Origin of the sequence: Bacillus sp. BHET2 (genome assembly GCF_005938125.1) — a bacterium.
In the GTDB taxonomy this organism is placed as follows: domain Bacteria; phylum Bacillota; class Bacilli; order Bacillales; family Bacillaceae_B; genus Rossellomorea.
In genome coordinates, this window is record NZ_VCQN01000005.1 from 25,707 (window position 1) to 51,960 (window position 26,254).

22 protein-coding genes, 4 tRNA genes and 1 pseudogene are annotated in these 26,254 nt (G+C 41.5%); 25 read left to right on the forward strand and 2 right to left on the reverse strand.

The genetic code is table 11. The features are described from left to right. Positions 1–46 precede the first annotated feature (46 nt). The 9 genes and pseudogenes from rpsF (at position 47) to dnaB (ending at position 9,130) form a co-directional block, all read left to right on the forward strand. The gene (gene rpsF, locus FGG79_RS17190; protein WP_113969404.1) at positions 47–334 is read left to right on the forward strand and encodes a 30S ribosomal protein S6; all 288 of its coding nucleotides are present in this window, start codon (positions 47–49) and stop codon (positions 332–334) included. A gap of 79 nt (positions 335–413) precedes the next feature. Then, a complete protein-coding gene (gene ssb / locus FGG79_RS17195) occupies positions 414–929 on the forward strand; it encodes a single-stranded DNA-binding protein (RefSeq protein ID WP_138780614.1) in 516 nt (171 codons plus the stop codon). Positions 930–971: 42 nt separating this feature from the next. Continuing rightward, a complete protein-coding gene (gene rpsR / locus FGG79_RS17200; protein WP_138780616.1) occupies positions 972–1,208 on the forward strand; it encodes a 30S ribosomal protein S18 in 237 nt (78 codons plus the stop codon). A gap of 314 nt (positions 1,209–1,522) precedes the next feature. Next, positions 1,523–2,497: pseudogene (locus FGG79_RS22455) on the forward strand (HAMP domain-containing protein); the annotation flags it as partial. 111 nt (positions 2,498–2,608) lie between these two features. Then, positions 2,609–3,442, forward strand: a complete 834-nt coding sequence (locus FGG79_RS22460; protein WP_481747293.1) for a methyl-accepting chemotaxis protein — start codon at positions 2,609–2,611, stop codon at positions 3,440–3,442. A 759-nt stretch (positions 3,443–4,201) separates the two neighbouring features. Further along, positions 4,202–5,125 carry a YybS family protein gene (locus FGG79_RS17210; RefSeq protein ID WP_138780620.1) on the forward strand — a complete coding sequence of 308 codons (924 nt, stop codon included), beginning with the start codon at positions 4,202–4,204 and terminating at the stop codon, positions 5,123–5,125. Positions 5,126–5,151: 26 nt separating this feature from the next. Further along, positions 5,152–7,125: a DHH family phosphoesterase gene (locus FGG79_RS17215; protein ID WP_138780622.1), complete on the forward strand. Its 1,974-nt coding sequence runs from the start codon at positions 5,152–5,154 to the stop codon at positions 7,123–7,125. Beyond that, positions 7,122–7,568: a 50S ribosomal protein L9 gene (gene rplI, locus FGG79_RS17220; protein WP_138780624.1), complete on the forward strand. Its 447-nt coding sequence runs from the start codon at positions 7,122–7,124 to the stop codon at positions 7,566–7,568. The genes FGG79_RS17215 and rplI overlap by 4 nt, the downstream gene beginning before the upstream one ends. Positions 7,569–7,777: 209 nt before the next feature. After that, positions 7,778–9,130, forward strand: coding sequence for a replicative DNA helicase (gene dnaB, locus FGG79_RS17225; protein WP_138780626.1), 1,353 nt, complete (start codon positions 7,778–7,780; stop codon positions 9,128–9,130). A gap of 42 nt (positions 9,131–9,172) precedes the next feature. On the opposite strand, the gene FGG79_RS17230 is transcribed toward dnaB, so the two are convergent. Then, positions 9,173–10,897 carry an ABC transporter ATP-binding protein gene (locus FGG79_RS17230; RefSeq protein WP_138780628.1) on the reverse strand — a complete coding sequence of 575 codons (1,725 nt, stop codon included), beginning with the start codon at positions 10,895–10,897 and terminating at the stop codon, positions 9,173–9,175. 341 nt (positions 10,898–11,238) lie between these two features. Between FGG79_RS17230 and FGG79_RS17235 the strand changes: the two genes are divergently transcribed. Next, a complete protein-coding gene (locus tag FGG79_RS17235; RefSeq protein ID WP_138780629.1) occupies positions 11,239–12,531 on the forward strand; it encodes an adenylosuccinate synthase in 1,293 nt (430 codons plus the stop codon). A gap of 47 nt (positions 12,532–12,578) precedes the next feature. Here FGG79_RS17235 and FGG79_RS17240 read toward each other — a convergent pair whose 3' ends face one another. After that, positions 12,579–13,601: a potassium channel family protein gene (locus FGG79_RS17240; protein WP_138780631.1), complete on the reverse strand. Its 1,023-nt coding sequence runs from the start codon at positions 13,599–13,601 to the stop codon at positions 12,579–12,581. Positions 13,602–13,723: 122 nt separating this feature from the next. Here FGG79_RS17240 and FGG79_RS17245 point away from each other — a divergent pair, with 122 nt between their 5' ends. The 15 genes from FGG79_RS17245 (at position 13,724) to FGG79_RS17315 (ending at position 25,742) form a co-directional block, all read left to right on the forward strand. Then, positions 13,724–14,188, forward strand: coding sequence for a hypothetical protein (locus FGG79_RS17245; RefSeq protein ID WP_138780633.1), 465 nt, complete (start codon positions 13,724–13,726; stop codon positions 14,186–14,188). Continuing rightward, on the forward strand, positions 14,185–14,493 hold the full coding sequence (locus FGG79_RS17250) for a hypothetical protein (protein WP_138780635.1): 309 nt from the start codon (positions 14,185–14,187) through the stop codon (positions 14,491–14,493). Before FGG79_RS17245 ends, FGG79_RS17250 begins: the two co-directional genes overlap by 4 nt. Position 14,494: 1 nt before the next feature. Beyond that, the gene (locus tag FGG79_RS17255) at positions 14,495–15,736 is read left to right on the forward strand and encodes a glutathionylspermidine synthase family protein (protein WP_138780638.1); all 1,242 of its coding nucleotides are present in this window, start codon (positions 14,495–14,497) and stop codon (positions 15,734–15,736) included. Between the two features lie 15 nt (positions 15,737–15,751). Further along, complete coding sequence (locus FGG79_RS17260) at positions 15,752–16,165, forward strand: DUF350 domain-containing protein (protein WP_138780639.1); 414 nt, start codon at positions 15,752–15,754, stop codon at positions 16,163–16,165. 311 nt (positions 16,166–16,476) lie between these two features. After that, entirely contained in the window at positions 16,477–17,454 is a 978-nt protein-coding gene (locus FGG79_RS17265; protein WP_138780641.1) for a nuclease-related domain-containing protein, read from the forward strand. 164 nt (positions 17,455–17,618) lie between these two features. Next, a tRNA-Lys gene (locus FGG79_RS17270) sits at positions 17,619–17,694 on the forward strand. A gap of 9 nt (positions 17,695–17,703) precedes the next feature. Next, positions 17,704–17,775: transfer RNA gene (locus FGG79_RS17275), tRNA-Glu, on the forward strand. A 124-nt stretch (positions 17,776–17,899) separates the two neighbouring features. After that, positions 17,900–17,976 (forward strand) — tRNA-Asp (locus FGG79_RS17280). 159 nt (positions 17,977–18,135) lie between these two features. Next, positions 18,136–18,208, forward strand: a tRNA-Phe gene (locus tag FGG79_RS17285). Between the two features lie 355 nt (positions 18,209–18,563). Then, positions 18,564–20,051: a M23 family metallopeptidase gene (locus tag FGG79_RS17290; RefSeq protein WP_138780643.1), complete on the forward strand. Its 1,488-nt coding sequence runs from the start codon at positions 18,564–18,566 to the stop codon at positions 20,049–20,051. Positions 20,052–20,266: 215 nt separating this feature from the next. Beyond that, on the forward strand, positions 20,267–20,974 hold the full coding sequence (gene yycF, locus FGG79_RS17295; RefSeq protein WP_138780645.1) for a response regulator YycF: 708 nt from the start codon (positions 20,267–20,269) through the stop codon (positions 20,972–20,974). Between the two features lie 6 nt (positions 20,975–20,980). Next, positions 20,981–22,807: a cell wall metabolism sensor histidine kinase WalK gene (walK, locus tag FGG79_RS17300; RefSeq protein ID WP_138780647.1), complete on the forward strand. Its 1,827-nt coding sequence runs from the start codon at positions 20,981–20,983 to the stop codon at positions 22,805–22,807. Next, positions 22,804–24,138 carry a YycH family regulatory protein gene (locus FGG79_RS17305; protein WP_138780649.1) on the forward strand — a complete coding sequence of 445 codons (1,335 nt, stop codon included), beginning with the start codon at positions 22,804–22,806 and terminating at the stop codon, positions 24,136–24,138. Before walK ends, FGG79_RS17305 begins: the two co-directional genes overlap by 4 nt. Beyond that, positions 24,139–24,942 (forward strand): two-component system regulatory protein YycI, encoded by an 804-nt coding sequence (locus FGG79_RS17310; protein WP_138780651.1) that lies wholly within the window; start codon positions 24,139–24,141, stop codon positions 24,940–24,942. It begins immediately after the preceding gene. A 5-nt stretch (positions 24,943–24,947) separates the two neighbouring features. Then, on the forward strand, positions 24,948–25,742 hold the full coding sequence (locus tag FGG79_RS17315) for an MBL fold metallo-hydrolase (protein WP_138780653.1): 795 nt from the start codon (positions 24,948–24,950) through the stop codon (positions 25,740–25,742). The last annotated feature ends 512 nt before the right edge of the window (positions 25,743–26,254 follow it).

A 26,254-nucleotide genomic window follows, 5' to 3' on the forward strand; every position in this document is an offset into this window, starting at 1 on the left:
TTTCGTAAAGAAAGGACCGCACAGACCACGAGGAGGTGACATTAAGATGAGAAAGTATGAACTTATGTACATTGTCCGCCCAAACATTGACGACGAGTCAAAGAAAGCAGTAGTTGAGCGTTTCGATAACGTTTTAACAACTAACGGCGCGGAAATCATCGAGTCAAAAGATTGGGGTAAACGTCGTTTAGCGTATGAAATCAACGATTTTCGTGATGGTTTCTATCAACTAGTTAAGATGAGCGCTACTTCTGATGCAGTTAACGAATTCGATCGTTTAGCTAAAATCAGCGATGATATTATCCGTCATATCGTTGTTAAAGAAGAAGAATAATCCGTACGGTTTTAAAGATATACACTTCTATCATCTGTTTCACGTGAAACAGTAATCTAGAAGGAAGGGGTTGATTCTGATGATGAACCGAGTTGTATTAGTAGGGCGTTTAACCAAAGACCCTGAATTAAAATATACTCCAAGTGGAGTAGCTGTTGCTTCGTTTACACTGGCTGTCAATCGTAGTTTTACGAATCAATCAGGAGAACGGGAAGCAGATTTTATTAATTGTGTTGTATGGCGTCGCCCTGCAGAGAATGTAGCAAACTTTCTTAAAAAAGGCAGCTTAGCTGGCGTTGACGGTCGTATTCAAACACGTAATTTCGAAGGACAGGATGGACGTCGAGTGTTTATGACGGAAGTTGTAGCAGAAAGCGTTCAGTTCTTAGAACCGCGTAGTGCGAATCAAGGCGATCGTGGAGGAAGTCCGGGCTATTCGGGTGGAGGTCAACGCGACCAGAACACTCCTTATAGTCAGAATCAGAATCAACAACGCAATAACAATAATAACAATAACTATACACGTGTAGATGAGGATCCATTCGCAAATGACGGTCAGCCGATCGACATTTCAGATGATGATCTGCCATTCTAAACGAACAATAATGAATCCAAACAAGATAGGAGGCGAAAACAAATGGCAGGAGGACGTAGAGGTGGACGTAGACGTCGTAAGGTGTGCTACTTCACAGCAAACGGAATTACACATATCGATTTCAAAGATGTTGAACTTCTTAAGAAATTCGTATCTGAACGTGGAAAGATTCTTCCACGTCGTGTGACTGGAACTAACGCTAAGTACCAACGTAAGTTGACTCGTGCGATCAAACGATCTCGTACAATGGCATTACTTCCATACGTTACTGGTGAATAATCGTATCAATCATGAAAGCAGCAGAGACTTTGTCTCTGCTGCTTTTTATAATGTCTTAATCCCCTATTAAATTCATTGGAATTTTCTATCTAGTATAAAGAAATGTAGAAAAATGTCGATGAATAAGTATATACATAGATGTATTTGTAGTAAAAGGGGGAATTCTGGTGAAAAAAGTTAGAATGAAAGACAAGGGAGAGAAAAAGAGCGGTTTTATTTTATCATCGATCAGAATGAAGTTGATCGTCATTATCTCCGTATTATTTATGGTTTCATTTGCTGTCATTATCTCCATAACGAGCTGGCAGACGAGAATGAAAACTGAGAACACAGTCATTAGTCAAACTCAAGGGATTGTAGGAGAATTAAATAATTCGGTTCAACTTTTCCTTGGCCAATATGAGAAGAGTATTAGCCAATATTCAGTTTCAAACTCGTTAAAGGATTTTGCTAAAGCTCAGTTACAACCCGAAGGCGATACCGGGGTAGATAATACGGCATTATATGCGAGTATTCAATCAGATTTTGATAATTATTTGAGCCTTTATGAAGAAGCAACTTCAATCTACTTAGCAACTCCGAATAAGAAGTTGAAAATTGTTCCTTCTGTTACGTTGCCAAGCGATTTTGATCCGACAGGCAGGGATTGGTATAAAAGTGCAGAGGAAGCAAAATCAGGTGTAGTGTGGAGTGAGCCATACATCGATACGGCAACGGAAGAATATATCATTACAGCTTCCAGAGCCATCGTTTCAGATAATAAAGTAGTCGGGGTTCTTGGCGTCGATATTAATCTGACGCAGCTTACGGAACGGATTTCAGAAGTGGAAATCGGGTATAGCGGCTATCCTTTCTTAATAGGAGTAGATGGTACAGCCATTGTCCATCCAACTAAGCGAGGAGAAGATCTATCAACCCTTCCTTTCATCAGCAAGATGTTGGCTTCTGAGAAACAATCCGATACGATCCGATACGATCTTGACGGCGATGAAAAGTTATTGGTATATGACACTGTGCCGAAGACGAATTGGAAAGTGGGATCTGCCTATAATATGAAGGATCTCATTCAGTCATCAAAAGACATTGAACACTTACTTTTAATCACAGCTCTTATTACACTGGTCATCATGCTCGTATTGGTTGTCATTGTGGCCAATATGATGACAAAACCAATTAAAGAGCTCCAAAAAACGGTAACCAATGTTTCTTCAGGTGACTTATCGATTCAATCATCGATTACCACAAAAGATGAAACAGGGATGCTTGCCTCGGATTTGAACAAGATGATAAAGAATATGAAAGAAACGATAAAAGTTGTACAGGGTTCGATTTACAATGTTCGTGAATCTGCCGAAGGATTAAGTGCGGTTTCTGAGGAAACGAATGCTTCAAGTGAAGAAATGGCAAGGGCCGTGTCTGAAATTGCGTCAGGAGCTTCACAGTCAGCAGCTGATTCTGACCGTGCCCATCATCAAACCGAGCAGTTAGGAACAAGAATTGATGGTGTGTATGAAAAATCAAAAGAAATGTCGGAGCTTGCCGGAAAAGCAGATACCATGAACCAATCTGGTTTAAATCAGGTGAAAGAATTAGAGCATGCCTACCATTCTTCCAGTGAATACATCTCATCTATGGAAAAAGTCATCTTCAGCTTGGAAGCGAAAGTGAAGACGATCGAATCTGTTATGGGTACGATTACGGAAATTTCGTCTCAAACGAACCTACTTGCACTCAATGCAAGCATTGAAGCAGCTAGAGCGGGAGAGCATGGTAAAGGTTTCGCTGTCGTTGCGGAGGAGGTACGAAAACTAGCAGATCAATCCGTAAAGGCAACAGAAGAAGTAAAACGTACAATAGTGGAAATTCAACAAGGTTCTCATCAAGCTGTTGACGAAATGGTGAAGACGAAAGAAACATTCGAGGTCCAAAATGATGTCATCCAAAAGACAAATCATGTATTCGATCAAACCTCACACTTAATGAAATCCATGCAACGTGAGATTGAGAATATGTATAAAGAAGTTGGCCAAATCAATCTTGAAAAGGATGAAGTGGTTAATGTCATCCAACTGATGGCTGCAACTGCTGAACAAACAGCCGCTTCCTGCGAGGAAATGAGTGCCTCAACAGAGGAACAAGTAAGAGCTGTCCAATCGGTTACAGAGGCAGCTGAACGCTTAACCGACTTAAGCCAAGAACTTCAATCATCTATTGAACGTTTCAATATTTCTTAATACTCTTTTAGAAGGTGGTCCCGACACATGGCCATTCTTTCTCTATGAGGTATACTCCGTTTTACAGTGAGTGCATACTAAGTAGATAAAGAAGTGGTGGTGAAGGGGCCTCCTTTTTTGTTATTTGAAATCGATTCGTGTGGATTGTAAACAATAATGATTATTGGTATTCATAATTTGGCGCAATAAATGCCTATAGTGGCCCAATTAAGTTCGAATGTGGCCCAATAAAAGATGAAAGTGGCCCTATTAAGTCCAAATGTGGCCCAATAGACTTGGAGAGTTCGGTAATAGAGGGTGAAAGTTACGCAACGAAACAAAAAAGTTCCGCAATAAAACCCTAAAATGACGCAAAAGCGGCTTTTCCAGCAAGTTCGCCGTATACTTGTCGCCTCTGACCAATCCGCCTCCGCTTTTGGTGTCATCCAGCTCCGGCGGCTAGAGGCTCGAGGTCATAAGCTAAACCTACCAAAAAGGCAGAGAACGCCTTTCCGGTAGGTTCATCTTATGCTTGTCGCCTCTGACCAATCCGCCTACGCTTTTAGTGTCATCCAGCTCCGGCGGCTAGAGGCTCGAGGTCATAAGCTAAACCTACCAAAAAGGCAGAGAACGCCTTTCCGGTAGGTTCATCTTATGCTTGTCGCCTCTACCCAAGCCGCCTCCGCTTTAGTTTGTGAGTCGTTAAGATGAAATCTATCTTTAAAATTGATATGATAGTGCTATTGCAAGTTTTTGAATTTATCGTAAGGAGCGTTTTAATTGAAAAATCCCCGTGTGTTAACGGAAGGTGCGCTGATGCTCGCCATTTTTACTGTTTTAATGTTGTTGAGTTTATATGTTCCGCTTATTGGATCGCTGGCATTTTTCGTATTGCCCCTTCCTTTTATCCTTTTTAGTTCTAAGTATTCGTTACCGAATTCTTTATACGTAGTCATCGGGTCTTTGGGGTTGTCATTTCTTTTTGGAGGGCTGATTGCGCTCCCTGTTGCCTTTATGGTCGCTACGACCGGTGTGGTCATTGGCTGGTGTGTGAAGGCGAAGGTAGATAAGATGAGACTCTTTATGGCATCGAGTCTGACGCTTGTCATCAATATTGTGATTGGTTATGTTTTTTCAATTTTGTTCTTCGGTGTTAATATAATAGAAGATAGCTTGGCGGAATCAAAGGCCACGTATTATTCTTTATTTGAGAAGATCGGGCAGGAGCCGGACAAGAAGCTGGTCGACAGTTTAGAAAGTTCCATTGATCTCATCCATACGCTGTTGCCAACGATGTTTGTAGGGATTGCTGTTACGCTCGCTCTCGCCTTTATCTTAATCAACTTCCCTATCCTGAAGCGATTGGGAAGAGAGGTACCGGTCTTCAGGCCATTTAGAGAATGGAAGCTTCCAAAGAGCATTCTTTGGTACTATTTAATTACCTTGGTGCTGTCGATGATCTTGCAACCGGAAAAAGGGACATTCATGTATACAGCTCTTCTTAATGTCCTGTATGTATTGCAAACATTAATGGCGGTTCAAGGCTTGTCTTTCCTCTATTTCTTTGCTCATCAAAAAGGATGGTCCAAAGGAATTTTGGTATTAATTACAATCATTTCGATTCCTCTTCTTTATCTCGTGCGAATTTTAGGTATAATTGACTTAGGATTTGATCTAAGACAACGCCTACAACGCAAGTCATAGAAATTTAAGATCCAGGAGCTGAAATCATGCCATCTTATTTTAATAAGCGAATGATCCGCTACCCATTGTACGGTCTTGCTATATTAACAGCTCTATTGTTAGTATCGGTTTCCTTTTACCAATGGATCATTTCGTTAATAGGGTTGATTGTCTTTGGAATCGTGTACTTTATCGCTTTCTATTTTGAGAGAAGGTCACACGAAGAAACAGAGGAATATATCTCCACCTTATCCTATCGTGTCAAACGTGTAGGAGAAGAAGCGTTAATGGAGATGCCCATTGGGATCATGCTGATCAATGATGAATATTACATAGAATGGACGAATCCTTTTCTAGCCTCTTGTTTCAATGAAGACACAGTCGTTGGAAGATCACTTTACGATGTGGCAGAATCTCTCGTTCCATTAATCAAGCAGGAAGTCGATTCGGAAATTGTGACGATTAATGAGAGAAAATATCATGTCGTATTGAAGCTCAAAGAAAAACTACTCTATTTCTTTGATGTCACCGAACAAAAAGAAATAGAAAAGCAATATCATGATGAACGCACGAATATTGGAATCATTTTTCTAGATAACTATGATGAATTGACGCAAGGAATGGATGACCAAACAAGAAGCAGTCTGAATAGCCTCGTGACGTCGATTCTGAATAAGTGGGCAAAAGAGTACGGAGTGTTCTTGAAGCGGGTATCTTCTGAGAGGTTCATTGCTGTCATCAATGAGAAAATCCTTCAAGTATTAGAGAAGGAAAAGTTCGGTATTCTGGATGATGTCCGGGATACGACTTCAAAGCAGAATGTTCCCCTCACCTTGAGTATCGGTGTTGGAACAGGTGTTTCTTCCCTTCCTGAATTAGGGACCCTGGCTCAATCAAGCTTAGATCTTGCCTTAGGTCGAGGCGGCGATCAGGTGGCTATTAAACAAACCAATGGTAAGGTTAAATTCTATGGTGGAAAAACCAATCCAATGGAAAAGCGTACACGAGTGCGAGCCAGAGTGATTTCCCATGCCTTAAAGGAAATCATGATTGAAAGTGATAAGGTCATCATTATGGGACACAAACATCCCGATATGGATGCCATCGGGGCTGCAATCGGTATTCGGAAAGTGGCTCAAATGAATCAGCGTGAAGGATACGTAGTCTTAAACTTTAATGAAATCGATAATGGTGTGAAACGGTTATTGAAAGAAATTAAGGTGAATTCAGACCTTGATTCCCGCTTTATCACGCCTGAAGAAGCACTTGAGATGGCGACAGAAGATACGCTTCTTGTCGTAGTGGATACTCATAAGCCTTCCATGGTCATTGAAGAAAAGCTTTTAAACAAAATGGACAAGGTTGTCGTCATCGACCATCATCGTCGAGGCGAAGACTTTATTAAAAACCCATTGCTTGTCTATATGGAACCATATGCATCATCCACAGCCGAGCTTGTGACGGAGCTATTGGAATATCAACCGAAGCATGAGAAAATCACTATGCTTGAAGCCACTTCATTACTTGCGGGAATCATTGTCGATACGAAGAGCTTTACGCTACGTACAGGTTCGAGAACCTTCGACGCGGCCTCCTATTTAAGAGCACAAGGGGCTGATACAGTGTTAGTCCAAAAGTTTCTGAAAGAGGATGTTGAAACATATATTAAGCGTTCCAGGTTAATCGAATCGGTTAAATTCTTCCGTGAAGGAGTAGCGATTGCGAAAGCGGATGAGGACGTCATTTATGATCCTGTCCTCATCGCGCAGGCAGCAGACACGTTATTGACAATGGATGAGGTCATTGCCTCCTTCGTCATTTCAAAACGTGATCAGGACACGGTCGGAATCAGTGCACGTTCCTTAGGTGATGTAAACGTACAAATCATTATGGAAAATTTAAACGGTGGAGGTCATTTAACAAACGCTGCTACTCAAATCAAGCAGGTATCTGTTTTGGAAGCGGAAGAACAGCTGAAAGAAGCGTTAAATGATTATTTTGAAGGGAGAAAAGAGATATGAAAGTTATTTTCTTAAAAGATGTTAAAGGTAAAGGAAAAAAAGGCGAAGTGAAAAACGTAGCAGACGGCTATGCACATAACTTTTTATTGAAAAAGGGCTTAGCGGTTGAAGCAACAAATGCAAACATGGGTCAACTTGAGGGACAACAGAAGAAAGAACAGCAAGTCGCTCAAGAAGAATTAGAAGAAGCGAAAAGCTTAAAAGCGACGTTAGAAGACATCACGGTTGAAATGAAAGCCAAGTCTGGTGAAGGCGGTCGTTTATTCGGATCCATCACAAGCAAGCAAATCGCCGATTCCCTAAAAAAAGAGCATGAAATAAAAATCGATAAACGTAAAATTGAAATGAACGATGCGATACGTGCCCTAGGTTATACGAATGTTCCTGTGAAGCTGCATACGGATGTATCTGCGACATTAAAGGTACATGTTACAGAAGAGTAAGATTCTCTTCAGGGTGAATATACGAAATTTGGTAAATTCATTTCGAGAAAAACATGTTAAAATGAATATAGCTTGATAGTAAATGTGATCAGGATTCTATCCTGATCACATTTTTTCGGATAGGATTACATTCTTTAGTATAGATAGATCAAGATAGTCACGATCCGTTGGGAAACCCTTACCGGATTGTATTGGAGGTTTGAGCATAGATGAATGAAATGTTCCAGGACCGGGTTCCACCTCAGAACATTGAGGCGGAACAAGCGGTATTAGGTGCTATTTTCCTAGAGCCCAGTGCGTTAACGACTACATCGGAAATATTGATTCCAGAAGATTTTTATCGTCATTCTCATCAGAAGATATACAATGTCATGCTGAATTTGGGCGATGGAGGTAAAGCGGTCGACTTAATTACTGTGACTGAAGAACTGGCTGCAGCGAAAGAACTTGAAGATGTTGGCGGGGTCGCTTACTTAAGTGAGCTTGCAGCTTCTGTTCCAACCGCAGCGAACATTGAATACTACGCAAAGATTGTGGAAGAAAAATCATTGTTGCGCCGATTGATCCGTACAGCGACGGATATCGCTTCAGATGGGTATGCCCGCGAGGATGAAGTGGATGCACTATTGGGAGAAGCCGAAAAAAACATAATGGAAGTGGCCCAAAGGAAAAACGGGGGTGCCTTTCATAATATTAAAGATGTTCTTGTAAGGACCTATGACAATATCGAAACCCTTACAAATCGAAAAGGTGACGTAACAGGCATCTCAACTGGATTCGCTGATTTGGATCATTTAACAGCCGGTTTCCAACGGAATGATCTCATTATCGTCGGCGCCAGACCTTCCATGGGTAAGACAGCATTCGCTCTTAATATCGCTCAGAATGTCGCCATTAAAGCGAAAGAAAATGTAGCCATCTTTTCCCTGGAGATGGGAGCGGAACAGCTTGTTATGCGTATGCTTTGCGCAGAGGGGAACATTAATGCGCAGAATCTTAGAACAGGGGATTTAACGGATGAAGACTGGAGAAAGCTTACGATGGCGATGGGAAGTCTCTCCAATGCAGGGATCTTTATAGATGATACACCGGGTGTTAAAGTAGGTGAAATCCGTTCGAAATGCCGACGCCTCGCCCAGGAACATGGTCTTGGAATGATTCTTATTGATTACTTGCAGCTTATTCAAGGAAACGGTCGATCCGGTGAAAACCGTCAGCAGGAAGTTTCTGAAATCTCCCGTTCATTAAAAGGACTGGCCCGTGAGCTAGAGGTTCCAGTCATCGCCTTATCCCAGCTCTCCCGTGGAGTGGAGCAAAGACAAGATAAGCGTCCAATGATGTCCGATATCCGTGAATCTGGAAGTATCGAGCAGGATGCAGATATCGTAGCCTTCTTATACCGTGAAGATTATTATGACAAAGAAGCAGAGAACAAGAACATTATCGAAATCATCATCGCTAAGCAGCGTAACGGTCCGGTTGGGAACGTGTCGCTTGCATTTGTGAAGGAATACAATAAATTCGTGAATCTGGAGCGACGATTTGATGACGCACCGGCTTAATAGAGAAAATCCAAGCTCAATTTGGCTTGGATTTTCTTGTTGTTATAGAATCGTCGCGTGCTGATGAGCATGAAGCCTTGTAAATATTCCGTCTTCTTTAGAAAGCAGTTCTTCGTGCGTACCATCCTCGGCGATTCCGTTTTCGGTGACGACGAGAATACGGTCCGCTTTGCGGATTGTCGCAAGACGGTGAGCAATGACAAGGGTGGTTCTATCTTTCGCAAGTTCATTTAAGGCTTCTTGAATGATGGATTCTGTTTCCGTATCGAGGGCCGAAGTGGCTTCATCCAGAATCAAGATTCGTGGGTTCTTAAGAAACATGCGGGCAATGGATAAGCGCTGCTTTTGACCACCGGATAGCTTCAGACCCCTTTCCCCGATTTGGGTATCATATCCGTCTGGAAGGGATGCGATGAGATCGGTCAGGTGGGCACGTCTTGTCGCTTCCTCGATTTCTTCCTGTGAGGCATTGAGTTTTCCATAAGCAATATTTTCACGGAGGGTACCAGTAAACAGGAACACATCCTGCTGAACAATTCCAATGTGGGAACGCAAGGATTCCTTCGTCATCTCCCGAATATCGATTCCATCAATGGTGATCGCTCCTTCTTCTATATCATAGAAGCGTGGAATCAAAGAACATATTGTGGTTTTGCCAGCTCCAGAAGGTCCTACGAATGCCACGGTCTGCCCTGATTGAATGGTAAAGGATAAATCCGTTAGAATAGGCCGGTCTGGTTCATAACCAAAGGTCACGTCATTAAATGCAATCGCTCCTCTTAAGGTGGGAACTTCTATTGCGTGTGGCCGATTTTCGATATCAGGTTCAATGTCCATGAGCTCAGTGAACCGTTTGAAGCCAGCCATCCCTTTTGGATACAGCTCGAGGAGGGCTGAAATTTTGTCGATTGGCTTAAACAGGACGTTGATATAAAGGATAAAGGCAACAAGCTCTCCATAAGAAAGGGCGCCTGAAAAGCTTAACCAAGCTCCATATACGAGAATGATCAACGTCATTAAGCGTGTGGTGATATAGATACCAGATAAATTCACGCTCATCACGTTATAGGCTTTTAGTTTGGTCTTGCGAAAGAATTGGTTGTTTTCATTGAATCGATCCATTTCGTAGGACTCATTCGTGAACGATTGAACTACTCTCGCACCGGAAACACTGTCCTCGACGCGGCTGTTGACATCGGCGATATTTCCATACATTTTTGTCCATGCGGCGTTCATTTTAATATTCGAATACGAAATCAACCAGACAAGAAATGGAACAATGATAATGGCAACTAAGGCGAGCTCCATATTAATCGTAAGCATGATCCAAAACGCACCGATAAAGGTCATGACAGCGATAAACAAATCTTCCGGTCCATGGTGGGCAAGTTCACCTATGTCCATCAGGTCATTTGTCACTCGACTCATGATATGACCTGTTTTCGTATTATCAAAGAAGCGGAAGGATTGCCTTTGAACATGGTGAAACAGTTCCCGTCTCATATCCGTTTCAATATTGATCCCGAGCTTATGCCCCCAATAGTTCACCACGAACTGCATACTGGAACTTAGTAGATACAGGACAAGAAGTCCCGCTGAAACGGCCAAAATGGTACTCCAATTCCCTTCAGGCAATAGGGAGTCAATAAACCACGATACTGCTAACGGAAATCCTAATTCTAATAGTCCGACCAACACGGCACAGGCAAAATCAAGGTAAAAAAGCCGTCGGTGAGGCCGGTAATAACTGAAGAATCGTTTAATCATCAAATCGTCCCCTCGATATTCAATTGTCTATAAAATTCAAAATGCTTATTTTAGATTAGCAAAAGTTTCTACATTGCGCTATATTTTCTGACAGATCATCTGAGGAAGGGGAGCAAATCTATTCATTGAACTAAGCTTGAACATAAACTCAGTAGTCGTATTTATTTGTCATAAAATTCATAAAGTAATACTTTCCTTAAGGAAAAGTCCGCATTTATACGAACATAAATATAATTACCTATATAAACGTTCGTGTTTTCATTGACTTTCCTTTTTAGTGTTGATAGAATGAGTTTGTTTGATAAAAGAGGGAATACTAATTCCCGTCGGAGGTGCTTGATATGTCTTCAGTAGTAGTAGTAGGAACCCAATGGGGAGACGAAGGAAAAGGAAAGATCACTGATTTCCTTTCTGAACATGCAGAGGTTATCGCGCGTTACCAAGGTGGGAACAACGCGGGTCATACGATTAAGTTTGACGGTGAAACATATAAATTACACTTAATTCCATCAGGTATATTCTATAATGAAAAAACATCCGTTATCGGAAACGGTATGGTTGTCGATCCTAAAGCGCTTGTTAAAGAGTTGAAGTATCTTCACGATCGTGACGTGACAACAGAAAACCTAAAAATCAGCAACCGTGCACACGTCATTCTTCCTTATCATTTAAAGCTGGATGAAATTGATGAAGAACGTAAAGGTGCCAACAAAATCGGTACAACGAAAAAAGGAATCGGTCCTGCTTATATGGATAAAGCAGCACGTGTCGGAATCCGTATCGCAGATCTTCTGGATCGTCAATCGTTCGAAGAGAAGCTTTCACGTAACCTGGAAGAGAAAAACCGCCTTTTTGAAAAATTCTATGAAACAGAAGGATTCAATATTGACGATATCCTTGATGAATACTATGAGTACGGTCAACAAATTAAACACTACGTTGTCGATACATCCGTTGTCTTAAACGATGCAATCGATAATGGTCGCCGCGTTTTATTCGAAGGAGCCCAAGGGGTTATGCTTGATATCGATCAAGGTACATATCCATTTGTTACTTCTTCTAACCCAGTTGCTGGCGGAGTAACAATCGGATCTGGAGTTGGCCCGACGAAAATCAACCACGTGGTTGGCGTATCAAAAGCATACACAACCCGCGTAGGGGACGGACCTTTCCCAACTGAACTGACAAACGAAATCGGAGATAAAATCCGCGAAGTAGGTCGAGAGTACGGTACAACAACTGGACGTCCTCGTCGTGTCGGTTGGTTCGATAGTGTAGTTGTACGCCACGCTCGTCGTGTAAGTGGATTAACAGATCTTTCATTGAACTCAATCGACGTATTAACTGGCATTGAAAACTTGAAGATCTGTGTAGCCTACAAGTACAAAGGTGAAGTGATGGAAGAATTCCCGGCTAACCTGAACATACTTGCTGAATGTGAGCCAGTGTATGAAGAGCTTCCAGGCTGGACAGAAGACATTACAGGATGTAAGACGTTAACGGATCTACCTGAAAACGCTCGTCACTACTTAGAGCGCGTATCACAATTAACAGGTATCCCTCTTTCCATCTTCTCTGTCGGTCCAGATCGCTCTCAAACAAATGTTGTTCGCAGCGTATGGAGCCCGAATTAATAAATGAAAAAAAATGCTTAGCCTTCTAATCGAGGCTAAGCATTTTTTTATTGAGTTAACTGTTCGAACACCCGATCATGGCAAACGACATAGAGAATATCATCTTGATGAAGCATCCGGTTCATTGCATCGGTAAAATCCATGTTATCGTTCACAGCAAGTAGTATGGCGCCCTGTTCAAGAAGCTCTTCAGATGCTTGCTTGATCGTCTTCCAATTTTCCTTCACCTTAAATTCGTGAATATTGTTTCCGTACCGTTTACTGAGTAACTGTCGGAATAAGTTCGTCGTTCCAGGATGAAGGGTCGCTTTGGCCATGAGAAGTGAAACAGAATCATTGGATAAAATAAAGTCCTCAACGGAAATATGCTGGAATTTAGGGATATGACGGTCTTCTGACACTTCCACGATGGTATGCACTTCCCTCTGATGCGTATTGGATAACCCCTCGACAGCAGAGGCAATCAACAGGGTTTTTCCATCAACAAGAGAAGGATCATCAATTTTTGAATCAGAGAAGATGGCTACCCGTTTCGCCTCGAAGATATTGGCTTTCAGTAAAACACTTTCATCGGAAGGATCCCCTTGGATGAAATGGACCTGCTCATGTTCCATCGGTGTGATGGGCAGCATATCGATGAGGACAATTTCAGCATCAGGCTTATGAGCGAGAATTTCTTCAATGGCTCTTGCCGTTTTCTTTGACCAGTTGATGTAAATATAATGATCTTCATATGTATACACTAGCTTTCCCTCCCTCTTGAACTTTTGAAACGTGGTAATCGAATCAACGGTTTTACTAATCAACACCCCGATAATGCCGATTCCGAAGATAAATAGGAAGATCCCAAGCAATCTCCCCCCAACCGATACGGGAAAATAATCTCCATACCCAACGGTGGTCAAGGTCGTCATTGTCCACCAGAACCCATCAAAAAGGGAAGGGAACGTCTCTGGTTCCAATAAATGGCTGCCAATGGTTCCAAACAGGATAATAATCAGAGATAATAGAAGAATGAAACCGAAGTCCATCTTCGTAATTTGTTTCCAAAGCCTGTTGAAAATAATCATACATACCCTCCTTGTATCAAAATGATAGTTCAATCATACCAATGAACTTCTAGGAAATGAAACCTTTTCCTTATTGGTCCGTATAGTTAAGAGAAATCATAGTAGGAGGCTGGATTCTTAATATGAAGGAACCGATTTTAGAATATCGACTGAGAAAAGGAAACGACACCTTTGAAGCGATTTACCACTATCCCAACATTGAATTGGAACAGATTCTTGCGAGAAGAGAATGTGAGTTTTTCGTGAAAGAAGGTGTTACATACCGTCAGCTTTCTTCAGCCATAGAAGGGAATCAATTCATTCTTTATGTAGAAGTGTACGAGGAAGAACCGGTAAAGGATCCATTGTTTCCGCCAGAAGGGCTGATCCTTGAAATTCGTGAATTAAACCTTAGAAACAATAATCCTGTTTTAAAAATAGAGCACCATGATCATCACCTTGATATTCTAAGCGTCATCGGTTCTATTTATTATTATATAGACGGAGAGGAATGGGAGCGGGATTCTGCTGAAATCGATGAAGATCGCTATGTATATATCGTATATGTGAAGGCAACGGGATATAAGCTAGAGGAGGAAAGAAGATGAACAAAACGAAAAAAATGATGGCGGGAGTGGCCGCATCCGTCATGGCGATATCTGTCACCGGCTGCGGGAATCAGGACCTTCCCCCGGAACCGACCGACGTAGACTGCGATGACTGGGATTGGGATGACGAAAGCGGCACCTATTACTGCGATGACGATCGATCATCCAATTTCGGCTACTATTATTTTGCCGGAAGAATGTTTAAAAACAAATCGAAGTTGAAGAATTTCTCAAGCTATAAATCCTACTCCAAGAGCTATAAATCAGGGATCGGAAGCGGCTCTAAAGGTGGATTCGGAGGATAACATGACAACCTCTCACCGTGAAAACAGGAAGCATTTCTACCAGAGTATCCCCGATTTTTGGCATGACTTATATGACATGGAATACGCATTACTGGATATAAAAATGGAATCCCGGGACACGATCGCTTCCATTCGGGAAGCATCCCGACGTGTATATACCATCTATCACAAGACGGCTGAGCTCCTTCGCGAGTTGGGGGATGACACTCTTATCGAGCTTGGGTTTCCTAAGGAATCCCTTGCCTATATTAGGTTTAAATCCATCCCTCAAGAGTGTATGATCGGACGATTCGACTTTGTTGTTCGGGAAGGCGAAATCAAGCTACTAGAGTTTAATAGCGATACTCCCACCTTTATCAAAGAGCTTTATCACGTGAATGAAAAGGTTTGTCAGTATTTCGAATGTCCGGATCCTAACGAGGGATTTGAAGGTCTATTGGCAAAGGAATTAAAACGGGGTCTCTTATCCTCCTGGAAGTCTCTTCAAAGGGAAGGTGAAGCAAAGATTGTCTTTACGTCTCATGCTGATCATGAAGAAGATTACCAGACTACAAAGTATATTCAAAAGCTCGCCGGGGTTCCTTCAGAGTATGTAAGTCTGGATAAACTGCAAATCAGACATAATGGACTCTACACGCCCAATGGGGAACGAATCGATATATTATACCGGCAAACCTACCCCGTCGAGCACCTGGTGGATGACATGGATCCACTAACTGAAGAGTACGTCGGCCGGGAACTGATGCAAATGGTCGTGGATAAAAAAGTAGCAGTCTTAAACCCTCCCTCCGCCTTTTTACTGCAATCCAAAGGGGTTCAAGCACTCATATGGGGGCTTCATGAAGAGGGAAGCACATTCTATACCGATGAAGAACACGAATGGATCAGCCGGTACTTCCTGCCAACCTACTTAGATCCTGAACACTTCGAGGAGAGAGGGATAACCTACGTGCAGAAGCCTGCATTCGGACGTGAAGGAGATACGGTCAAGATCTTTGAAGCGACAGGAAAAATCCTTTTAGAGGATAAAAAAGAAACCTATAAACAGACCCTTCCCGTCTATCAACAGTTCACTCCCCTTCCTGCTTCATCGATTATAACCGATGATGGTCAGAAGGATGCAAGCCTGATGCTAGGAAGCTTTATCATCAACGGCCACCCCGGTGCAATCGGCATCAGAGCCGGTAACGCCATCACGGATAACGAATCATTTTTTCTACCTGTAGGATTGCAGGAGAAATAAAAAGGAGAGAAACAAATGCAAATCATAACAAGTGAAGCCCTACTAAGCTTTCTAGCCCACGTCGGCACTGGCCTTGGACTCATGATCCTTGGAATCACCGTATTCGCCTTTACAACGAAATTCTCAGAAGCTGCCTTAATCAAAGAAGGAAACATGGCCGTAGCCCTGAAACTTTGGGGAAAAGCCATCGGACTCGCTATCGTCATCTACACCGTCTGGGCAAACAGCCTTAATTTACTGGACGCCTTCCTGTGGGGACTGATCGGAATTGCGACTCAAGTCATCGCCTATTGGATCATCGAATACGTGTTGACGCCTCGAACGAACTTAGCAAAGAAAGTGGAAGAAGGTAACATCGCCGTTGGATTCAGCCTATTTTCCGCTGCGATTGTAGTGGGATTGATTGTGGCCGCTAGTTTGACTTATTGATAGTGGTTGAGATTCGTTGCTGGAGTGGGTTTGGGCTCTGGTGGCGGGTCTTTTTTTGGAGTGTGTGCGGATGCGTGGCGTCCGGATTGCACTTGTTTTTGCTTGGTAAGTGAAGGTCGATAATAAAAGTATAGAAGTCGATAATATATCATGAAAGTCGATAATAAATGCAGAGAAGTCGATAATATATAAAGCAAAGTCGATAATATATTTTCCCTCTACGAAAAAAGGGGTGAATTTCATCGATAAAGCAGGATTTTTTCAATAAAAGAAGAAGTAAATAGGTATAAATTTATGATTGGAGTGTTGAAATGAACGTGAATGAACGGCAAATCCCGCTTACCCTATTGAAATTAGTTGCAATAGTGGGTCGTTTACCACAAGATTATTCCCAAATTTCCTTAATCAAAGAAAACCTCGCAAAGATGAAAGCAGGTTATAATGGTGAAAAGGCAATTGACTATCAATTGGGTTACCTTCCCCAAAAAGACTATTATATCTACTACGATGTTAGGCTCGAAGTGAACGGCCGTTACTTTCAATTAGATACCCTTATATTGACTAAGTCTTTCATTTTAATAGTAGAAGTGAAAAATGTGGCAGGTGCTGTAAACTTTGATACTATTTTCAATCAATTTGTTCAGACCAAAAACGGTGTAGAGTATGCTTATCCTGATCCAATCCTTCAGCTTAATAGACAAGAAAACCAATTTAGAGAATGGCTGAAGAAAAATCATTTTTCTACTATCCCCGTTCATGGATTGGTCGTAATAAGTAACCCTCAAACAATTATTAGTGCGAACAACGAAGCATTAAACAAAAAGGTTATCCACGCTGCTTCACTCCCCAATAAAATCGCTCAACTCCATAATTATTATCCAAACAGGGTGACTTCAGATAAAGAACTCAAAAAAATCATTAGGATAATGAATAAAAGAAATACCCCTCTTAATATTTCTATACTGCATTCCTATAAAATAAATGAAAAAGATATTTTGCCTGGAGTTATATGTAAAGAGTGTACTTACTTGCCATCAGTGAGGGAATACGGCTATTGGCGTTGTCCAAAGTGCAGTAGAAAGTCGAAGAATGCTCATTTAGAGGCGCTTAAAGATTACTATTTAATATTCGGAAATAAAATAACAAGCAATCAACTAAGAGATTTCCTGTTAATTACTTCCCCTTCCCTTGCAACGAGGTTGATGAAAAGTAGCTATCCTTATGCAAAGCCAATTGGTGATAACAAAGGACGAATTTATTCTCTTTCATTTGATGGGCTTCCCCTTTAATCCAATATCGTGAGAATCTCCACTAATTATTCCCCAAGAAATAACTTTCGACAAAAAAACCAAAAAAACTATTGCCCTCGACATTCATACTGTGATAATATTAATTTCGTTGTCACGAAAGAGGCTTTGATCAAGCTTTTGATTCGTGTTTATATATACTTAGAGAGCCATTAGCTCAGTTGGTAGAGCATCTGACTTTTAATCAGAGGGTCGAAGGTTCGAATCCTTCATGGCTCACCATTTTTTTACGGCCCATTGGTCAAGCGGTTAAGACACCGCCCTTTCACGGCGGTAACACGGGTTCGAATCCCGTATGGGTCATTTTTATTTTCTTGAAGAGATTTTGGTAGTTTACGAGATGTCGCTTCATGGAAGTAGATTATTAGTTTTAGATTTTGCTAGCGCAAGTTAATGAAAGTTATTTTTGCTAGCGCAAAAAAACTCTGGTCCGGTAGTTCAGTTGGTTAGAATGCCTGCCTGTCACGCAGGAGGTCGCGGGTTCGAGTCCCGTCCGGACCGCCATTTATTTATGTGATTTACATGAAATGGAAAAGGGTTTCGATAAGCGAGAAGGTCGAGGAAACGATGGAGTGAACACCGGAGCGTATTTTACATACGTGAGGATGTGAACGAAAGAGTTGACGAAGAGATTCGAAGCTTAGCGGAAGCCGAAAACTATACGGCTCAGTAGCTCAGTTGGTAGAGAAATGGACTGAAAATCCATGTGTCGGCGGTTCGATTCCGTCCTGAGCCATCTTACAAAAAGTACTGCGACGACTTTGACTCTCGTAGTACTTTTTTTCTATGCTTCTGTAACATGCGTGTAATATTCCAGCCACTTGACCCTCTAATTTCTACCAACAATATTTCACTCGCAAGTCCACCTTTAGACCTATGCGAGCCCTGTTCTTTCGATGATTATTATACATTTGATTGGTGATGATTTTCCGACAAATTATACAGTTATATTACAATCCTGCTTCTATGTCCCGGTTTTCGTCGAATTATGGTAAATTAGTAAAGTACGAATTTTATAGAATTTTACTAAATTAGGCTTAATGAACTACCTTTAATTGGGATTTTTGCTTTATTTTATAGGAGGCAACTCGATGAGTGTTGGAGAGAAGTTATCACCCATTTTAGAAAAATATAAAAAACTTAATATTCGTCATAGATCGAATCAATTTGTGAAGAGAGTAGGAATTACAACCCTTGCTCTTACCACTTTAACGTTTTCATCTGCGGCAGCAAATACAGGATCCGAAGAAGAGTTACAAACAATCTATCATGTGTACATGGGTAGTGAGTATGTTGGGGCCGTTACAAATCAGGATGAAGTAGAGGCTGTTTTAGATGAGAAGCTTGAGAAAGCGCAAAAGGATTACTCGGATTATCAGGTTGATTTTAATAATGAAGTAACGTACATACCTGAAAATGTGTTTACAGCTACGAAAACAAATAATCAAAACGTGATTGAACGTTTAAATAAATCAGTGTCTGTTGAAGCCGATGCGTATGCTTTGGTGGTTAACGACAAACCGGTTGCGTATGTGCAAGACGAGAAGGCTGCTGAAGAAGCGTTAAAGTCCTTCAAGCTTAACTATGTTTCCAAAGAAGAGCTAAGCGAATTAGAAGCGAGATCAAATGATTCTTCATCCACTCCTTTACCCGCATTAAAGGAAAATGAAACCCGTTTATTAGAAGTTTCGTTTAAAGAAGAAGTGGAGATGAAAAAAGCTCAAGTGAAGCCGGAAGAGATGATGACGTCGAATGAAGCGGCGGGTCTGCTTAAGAAGGGTACGTTAGAAGAGAAAAAGTACAAGGTTCAAGACGGTGATGTCTTGAGTGCGATTGCAGAAGATCATCAGTTGACGACCGGTAAATTACTTGAATTAAATGCCAATCTGAAAGAAGACGCTGCCTTAAAAGTAGGTTCAGAATTAAATGTAAATGTTTACGAGCCACTTGTTCATGTTCTTGTAAAGAAAGAAGCGAACAAGATCGAAAAAATCGCTTATGAAAAAGAAGTAGAAGAAGACTCTTCCATGAATAAAGGCGATACGAAAGTGAAGCAAGAAGGTCAAGATGGTGAGAAATCCGTTACGTTTGAAACGACAGAAGTAAATGGTTCTCAAATCGATAAAGATGTAAAACAAGAAAAGAAGATAAAGGATCCAGTAAAATACATCGTCATCAAAGGAACAAAGGCGACTCCGGCAAGGGGATCAGGTGATTTTGGATGGCCGACGAATGGCGGTTATATTTCCTCTAAACAAGGACCTCGTTGGGGGAAAATGCATAAAGGAATCGACATCGCCCGTCCTAGTGATCGCACAATTAAATCTGTTGATAACGGAAGAGTCGTTTCAGCCGGTTGGGACGATGGCGGTTATGGAAATAAAGTAGTGATCGATCATGGTAATGGATATAAAACCATTTATGCTCATTTAAACTCGATTTCTGTCTCTGCCGGTCAAACGGTGGAAAGAGGACAAAAGCTCGGAATTATGGGTGAAACGGGTGAAGCTACTGGAGTACACCTGCATATCGAAGTATACAAAAATGGATCTCTCATTAATCCATTGGATGTACTGTAATTCAATATAGGTAATCAACATGGGACTGACACAAGCATTTTATTTGTCAGTCCCCTTTGTTATATTTAGATTGTAGCCAACAAGCAATGAAATAAAGGGTATGATAGAGTAAAAGATGAATTAATATAGGGAAAGTGATAAATTTAAGGGAAGAACCTTATACGAATCACAAATTATGATGATACATTACTTTTTTCTAAAGGAGATCAAAGGATATGGAAAAGAAAATATTAGTCGTTGACGATGAAAAGCCGATTGCAGATATACTACAGTTTAATTTAAAGAAAGAGGGCTATGAAGTTCACTGCGCGTATGATGGAGATGAAGCCGTTAAGATGGCGGAGGAGATCAAGCCTGATCTTGTGCTACTTGATATCATGCTTCCGAATCGGGACGGAATGGAAGTTTGCCGTGAGATTCGTAAGAAGTATGAAATGCCGATCATTATGTTGACAGCGAAAGACTCTGAAATTGATAAGGTTCTGGGGTTAGAGCTTGGAGCCGATGATTATGTGACAAAACCCTTCAGTACACGGGAATTGATTGCACGTGTGAAAGCGAATTTACGAAGACACCAGCACGGTGCACAGCAAAATGCCGAAGATGAAAACAATGAAATTACGGTTGGGTCCTTAACGATTCACCCTGATGCGTACGTTGTGTCAAAACGAGGAGAAACCATCGAACTGACACACCGTGAATTCGAACTGCTTCATTATTTAGCAAAACATATTGGACAAGTAATGACCCGTGAGCACTTACTCCAAACTGTTTGGGGTTATGATTACTACGGTGATGTGCGCACAGTCGATGTTACCGTAAGGCGCCTTCGCGAGAAAATTGAAGATAACCCTAGTCACCCTACATGGATCGTAACACGTAGAGGAGTCGGTTATTACCTACGAAATCCTGAACAGGAGTAATATGCAATGAAGAAAGTTGGCTTAACCCGTTCGATTCATTTGAAATTCGTTTTGATTTATGTGCTGCTCATCCTCCTTGCGATGCAAATCATCGGGGTTTATTTCGTGAGGGAGCTTGAGCAGAAGTTAGTGGAGAACTTTAAAACCTCTATTACTAACAGAGTGAATTTATTGGAGTACACCGTAAAGGAAGCGATGCTGAAAAATCGGAGTGAAGATGACCCCACTCTTCAGGAAGACATTTATCGGATATTGGATGATAGCAGTAAGACATCGGATATTGCGGAAATTAGGGTCATTAATAACAGAAGTAGGATCGACGGAACCTCTGATCCCAATAATCAAGGCTTGGTCGGTCAAATCAGTTCAGAGAAAGAAGTTAAGAAAGCTCTGGCCCTTGGATTTGGTGACGATGATATCTACCTTGATGAGAAAACCAAGGATCGAATATGGGTATACACCAAACCGATTGAGTCGAACAACGAAGTCATTGGGACCATCTACATCGCCGGGGAAATTGAAACGGTGTATGATCAGATGAATGAAATCAATAAAATCTTTACGAACGGGACCATGATTGCGCTAGCCATAACCGCCATTCTGGGAGTTTTATTAGCCCAAACCGTCACAAGACCCATATCTGATATGAGAAAACAGGCCTTAGCGATGGCGAAAGGTAATTTCTCGAGGAAAGTAAAGGTATATGGGTATGATGAAATTGGTCAACTGGCCATTACCTTTAATAATTTGACGAAGCGTCTTCAAGAGGCCCAGGCAACAACAGAGGGTGAGCGGAGGAAGCTTTCTTCCGTTTTGTCCTATATGACTGATGGTGTCATTGCCACAGATCGAAAAGGTCGTGTCATCCTCATCAATGATCCTGCTGCGGACATGCTGGATGTTTCACGTGAAACAGTCGTTTCCCAACCTATCGTATCGCTGCTTGGACTCGATGAAGAATATACATTTGATGACTTATCCAATGAACAGGACTCAATCATATTGGATTATAGTACAAAGGATAAACCTTATATATTACGTGCAAATTTCTCTATTATTCAAAAAGAGACTGGTTTTGTAAATGGTCTTATAGCAGTTTTACATGATATTACTGAGCAAGAGAAGATCGATTTAGAGAGACGGGAATTTGTCGCGAACGTTTCACATGAACTTCGTACGCCTCTGACGACGATGAGAAGCTATCTGGAGGCTCTGGCAGAGGGTGCATGGCAGGATAGGGAAATTGCGCCTCAATTCCTTGACGTTACCCAAAACGAGACCGAGAGAATGATCCGGTTGGTTAACGATCTCCTGCAATTATCAAAAATGGACAGCAAAGACTATCGTTTTAATAAAGATTGGGTGGACTTCATCTTATTTTTCGATAAAATCATTGATCGTTTTGAAATGACAAAGGATATAAATGTGACGTTTAACCGTTTCTTGCCTAAGAAAGCCATGTTTGTAGAGATTGATCAGGATAAGATCACTCAGGTGTTGGATAATATTATTTCCAATGCACTGAAGTATTCACCAGAGGGTGGCACCATTACCTTTACAGTGAAAGAAAAAGAAGGATTCATTGAGATAAGCGTATCTGATCAAGGGTTAGGGATTCCGAAAGATAATCTGGAGAAGATTTTTGAGCGTTTCTACCGGGTGGACAAAGCCCGAACGAGGCAAATGGGTGGTACTGGATTAGGACTAGCCATTGCGAAAGAAATGATATCAGCACATGGTGGCGATGTGTGGGCGAAAAGTAAAGAAGGTAAAGGAACGACAATCGTATTTACCCTCCCATATGACTCCACACAAGAGGATGAGTGGTCATGAGTTATGAAAAAATAAAATCGATAGTCTTAACCCTTCTCGTTTGTATAAGCGTGTTCCTTACCTTTAATCTTTGGACCTATTCACCTGGGTATGACACGATTAATAGCGATGGTGCCTACGATGTGTCAGTTGGAGACAAGTTATTGGATAATGAGCTGAATAATCACCTCGTCAAACCATTTAAGCTATTTTATCACGGAAGAGACAAAACAGTTGGAACCACGAATCAAACTGAAATCAATAAAGTAGTCGAGAACCTGGGAAAATGGTCTCTGTTTGATATAAAGAATGTTTCAAATAAATATAGTCAGCAGGCTATCAACAATCTTATACACGGGGAAAACAAAGTGGAACTTGTGTTTCCTGATTTAGTTCCGTTCTCAGTGTACAATCAAGTATTGAATCTGGAAGAGAAAAGTGTTTCAGCAGCTTCCTTTAATCGAATCGTCATTGATTTAACTAAAGACAATTCAGATACAGGTACGATTTACTTTATTGCATATGTTGATGATAAAGATGAGAAGGTTGTCTTTGAAAGCAGGGTCAACAGAATCACTTTAGACTCATTTGCAGGAGACTTTGTCCAAAGGGCCCTCTATAACAATCTCTATGATCAATATGTAGAACAGCCTATCAGTAATAATAGAACGATTCTTCTTCCAAAGACTTCACAGGAGTATTTCAGTTATCAGTACTACACCGATCTAAACTCTCTGGAAGAGTACAAACAAGCCCTCTTTATTGATCCTAATAGTGTAAACATGAATGCGAGCAATGATATGTTAACCTATATGGATGTCTCTTCATTGTTGACTGTGAATAAGGAGCATAATACATTTTCGTTTGTGAACCCATCGGAGGAAAAACAGGATGGTTCCACACCATCTACTCTCCTGCAAAAAAGTATGGAGTTCGTCAATGATCACGGTGGTTGGACGGATGATTATCAATTCTTTTCCATCAGTCCATACGAAAATAAAATTGTTTATCGTCTTTTCCTTCAGAATCATCCTGTTTTTAATGATAATGGGATGGCTGAAATCTCACAAACATGGGGTGAGAATGGCGTTAACAAATATAGTCGCCCTTATTTTTCGCTGGATTTCTCATTTGACGATGATTTAACAGAGGTTCGATTGCCATCAGGTTCTTCCGTTGTTTATGCATTGGATCAAGAAGGTCTCCTCGAAAATATAGAAGATATCACCATAGGGTATAAAATGACAAGAGACCCTAATGAAAGCAGAAAGCTTATCTTTGTACCCTCTTGGTATTACAAATATGATGGCAATTGGCTGCGTCTATCGGTTGAAGGCAAGGAGGGGATGTAGATGGATTGGAGTAAAACAAAGAGCATCTTTATTATTGTTTTTCTCATATTAGATATCTTTTTGATGTCCCTTTTGATCAATAAAGTTTCTGAAAGTAATCCGGAGACGCTCAGTCAGGCTACATTTGAGGATAAATTAAAGGCTGATAAGATCGATTATCCTAAGACGTTGTCCAAGGATCGAATGGAAGAAAAGTATATTGTAGCTAAATCGAGGAAATTCACCGATGATGATTTGAAGGCTTTAAAGAATCAGGAAGCGAACATTATAAATGAAAATACCATTCATGCTACGTTAAATGAACCCTATGCCTTAGAGAAGGATTTTTCAGAAGACGATCTGAACGATTTCATGAAAACAGAGCTTATAGGTGGGGACAAGTATAGCTACTGGCAATATAATCAGGACGAACAATCGATTATTTATTATCAGACCTATCGCGGTAGACAGCTATTTAATAACACGAACGGGAAAATCATCCTTAATATGAATAATGAAAATGAAATTGTTTCCTACAAGCAATCCATGCTTGAAGATCTGAATGAGTTCGGGGAAAATAAACCGATCATTCCGTCATTCGAAGCAATGCAAGCCCTCTATACGAGCCAGAAAATCAGCCCTGGTAGCGAAGTGAAAAAGCCGAAACTGGGTTATTGGACTTTCTTAGCTGAAGAGTCTCAGGTCCTGGCACCCACGTGGCATTTTGTCGTGAAATCAGGGGATAAAGAAGAAGATTTGTTTATCAATGCGGTAGAAGGAAATATTGTTGAAGTCACCAAACCAGAAAAAGAAACATTGGAGTGAGAGATATGACGATGCATTTTAGTGTACTTGCGAGTGGCAGTACAGGAAATGCAATATTTGTAGAGTCGGAAGAACATTCCTTCCTGGTAGATGCCGGATTGAGCGGAAAACAGATGGAAGGATTGTTCAGTCAAATTGACCGGAAGATAGAGGATTTGTCGGGAATCCTCGTCACCCATGAGCATAGCGATCATATAAAGGGGATTGGCGTTCTTGCGAGGAAATACAAGTTGCCAATCTATGCCAACGATAAAACGTGGAATGCCATGGACGGTTTAGTAGGGAAAATTGATACGGAGCAGAAATTTTCGTTTGATATGGAAACGGCCAAGCACTTCGGAGGGTTGAGCATCGAATCGTTTGGTGTGTCTCATGATGCGGCAGAGCCGATGTTTTATGTCTTCCACCAAGGAGAGAAAAAGCTCGTTCTAGTAACAGATACAGGGTATGTAAGCGATCGGATGAAAGGGATCATCTCCAATGCGAATGCGTATGTATTTGAAAGTAATCATGATGTCGGGATGCTCCGGATGTGTCGCTATCCTTGGAATATCAAACGTCGTATCCTGAGTGATTATGGTCATGTATCCAACGAGGATGCTGCCGTTGCCATGAGTGAAGTGATGGGAGATAACACTAAAGGGATTTATCTTGCCCATCTAAGCCTTGATAACAATATGAAAGACCTGGCAAGAATGAGTGTGACGCAAACGCTCGAATCAAAAGGAATTCTAGTAGGAGAACAAATCGATTTATTTGATACCGATCCTAAAGTGCCGACATCTTTAGTTGCGATTTAATTGTTTATGATTTTGTTTTTGATGGTATGGAAAAGGTGGAGGCTGTTGTCTTCACCTTTTTGTATATCTTTTTACATATCCATAGGTTGGCTTGTGCTTGTCTTTTGTTGGTCGCCGCCTGCGCATTTGGTGTCGTCTAGCTCCGGCGGCTAGAGGCTCGAGGTCATAAGTCAAGAACCCCAAAAAGGCAAAGGACGCCTTTCCGGTGTTCTCGCCTTATGCTTGTCGCCTCTGGGCGAGCCGCCTGCGCATTTGGTGTCGTCTAGCTCCGGCGGCTAGAGGCTCGAGGTCATAAGGCAAACATACCAAAAAGGCAAAAAGCGCCTTTCCGGTATGTTTGCCTTATGCTTGTCGCCTCTGGGCGAGCCGCCTGCGCATTTGGTGTCGTCTAGCTCCGGCGGCTAGAGGCTCGAGGTCATAAGTCAAACATACCAAAAAGGCAAAGAACGCCTTTCCGGTATGTTCGCCTTATGCTTGTCGCCTCTGGTCAAGCCGCCTGCGCATTTGGTGTC

What these genes read in the sequence shown, in the direction of transcription:
- FGG79_RS17310 (WP_138780651.1), top strand. Translation starts at nt 24,139, where the DNA reads ATGGATTGGAGTAAAACAAAGAGCATCTTTATTATTGTTTTTCTCATA.
- FGG79_RS17255 (WP_138780638.1), top strand. Translation starts at nt 14,495, where the DNA reads ATGACAACCTCTCACCGTGAAAACAGGAAGCATTTCTACCAGAGTATC.
- FGG79_RS17235 (WP_138780629.1), top strand. Translation starts at nt 11,239, where the DNA reads ATGTCTTCAGTAGTAGTAGTAGGAACCCAATGGGGAGACGAAGGAAAA.
- FGG79_RS17265 (WP_138780641.1), top strand. Translation starts at nt 16,477, where the DNA reads ATGAACGTGAATGAACGGCAAATCCCGCTTACCCTATTGAAATTAGTT.
- dnaB (WP_138780626.1), top strand. Translation starts at nt 7,778, where the DNA reads ATGAATGAAATGTTCCAGGACCGGGTTCCACCTCAGAACATTGAGGCG.
- FGG79_RS17230 (WP_138780628.1), bottom strand. Translation starts at nt 10,897, where the DNA reads ATGATTAAACGATTCTTCAGTTATTACCGGCCTCACCGACGGCTTTTT.
- FGG79_RS17305 (WP_138780649.1), top strand. Translation starts at nt 22,804, where the DNA reads ATGAGTTATGAAAAAATAAAATCGATAGTCTTAACCCTTCTCGTTTGT.
- FGG79_RS17215 (WP_138780622.1), top strand. Translation starts at nt 5,152, where the DNA reads ATGCCATCTTATTTTAATAAGCGAATGATCCGCTACCCATTGTACGGT.
- FGG79_RS17245 (WP_138780633.1), top strand. Translation starts at nt 13,724, where the DNA reads ATGAAGGAACCGATTTTAGAATATCGACTGAGAAAAGGAAACGACACC.
- FGG79_RS17250 (WP_138780635.1), top strand. Translation starts at nt 14,185, where the DNA reads ATGAACAAAACGAAAAAAATGATGGCGGGAGTGGCCGCATCCGTCATG.
- FGG79_RS22460 (WP_481747293.1), top strand. Translation starts at nt 2,609, where the DNA reads ATGGCAAGGGCCGTGTCTGAAATTGCGTCAGGAGCTTCACAGTCAGCA.
- yycF (WP_138780645.1), top strand. Translation starts at nt 20,267, where the DNA reads ATGGAAAAGAAAATATTAGTCGTTGACGATGAAAAGCCGATTGCAGAT.
- rpsF (WP_113969404.1), top strand. Translation starts at nt 47, where the DNA reads ATGAGAAAGTATGAACTTATGTACATTGTCCGCCCAAACATTGACGAC.
- rpsR (WP_138780616.1), top strand. Translation starts at nt 972, where the DNA reads ATGGCAGGAGGACGTAGAGGTGGACGTAGACGTCGTAAGGTGTGCTAC.
- FGG79_RS17315 (WP_138780653.1), top strand. Translation starts at nt 24,948, where the DNA reads ATGACGATGCATTTTAGTGTACTTGCGAGTGGCAGTACAGGAAATGCA.
- FGG79_RS17290 (WP_138780643.1), top strand. Translation starts at nt 18,564, where the DNA reads ATGAGTGTTGGAGAGAAGTTATCACCCATTTTAGAAAAATATAAAAAA.
- walK (WP_138780647.1), top strand. Translation starts at nt 20,981, where the DNA reads ATGAAGAAAGTTGGCTTAACCCGTTCGATTCATTTGAAATTCGTTTTG.
- ssb (WP_138780614.1), top strand. Translation starts at nt 414, where the DNA reads ATGATGAACCGAGTTGTATTAGTAGGGCGTTTAACCAAAGACCCTGAA.
- rplI (WP_138780624.1), top strand. Translation starts at nt 7,122, where the DNA reads ATGAAAGTTATTTTCTTAAAAGATGTTAAAGGTAAAGGAAAAAAAGGC.
- FGG79_RS17240 (WP_138780631.1), bottom strand. Translation starts at nt 13,601, where the DNA reads ATGATTATTTTCAACAGGCTTTGGAAACAAATTACGAAGATGGACTTC.
- FGG79_RS17260 (WP_138780639.1), top strand. Translation starts at nt 15,752, where the DNA reads ATGCAAATCATAACAAGTGAAGCCCTACTAAGCTTTCTAGCCCACGTC.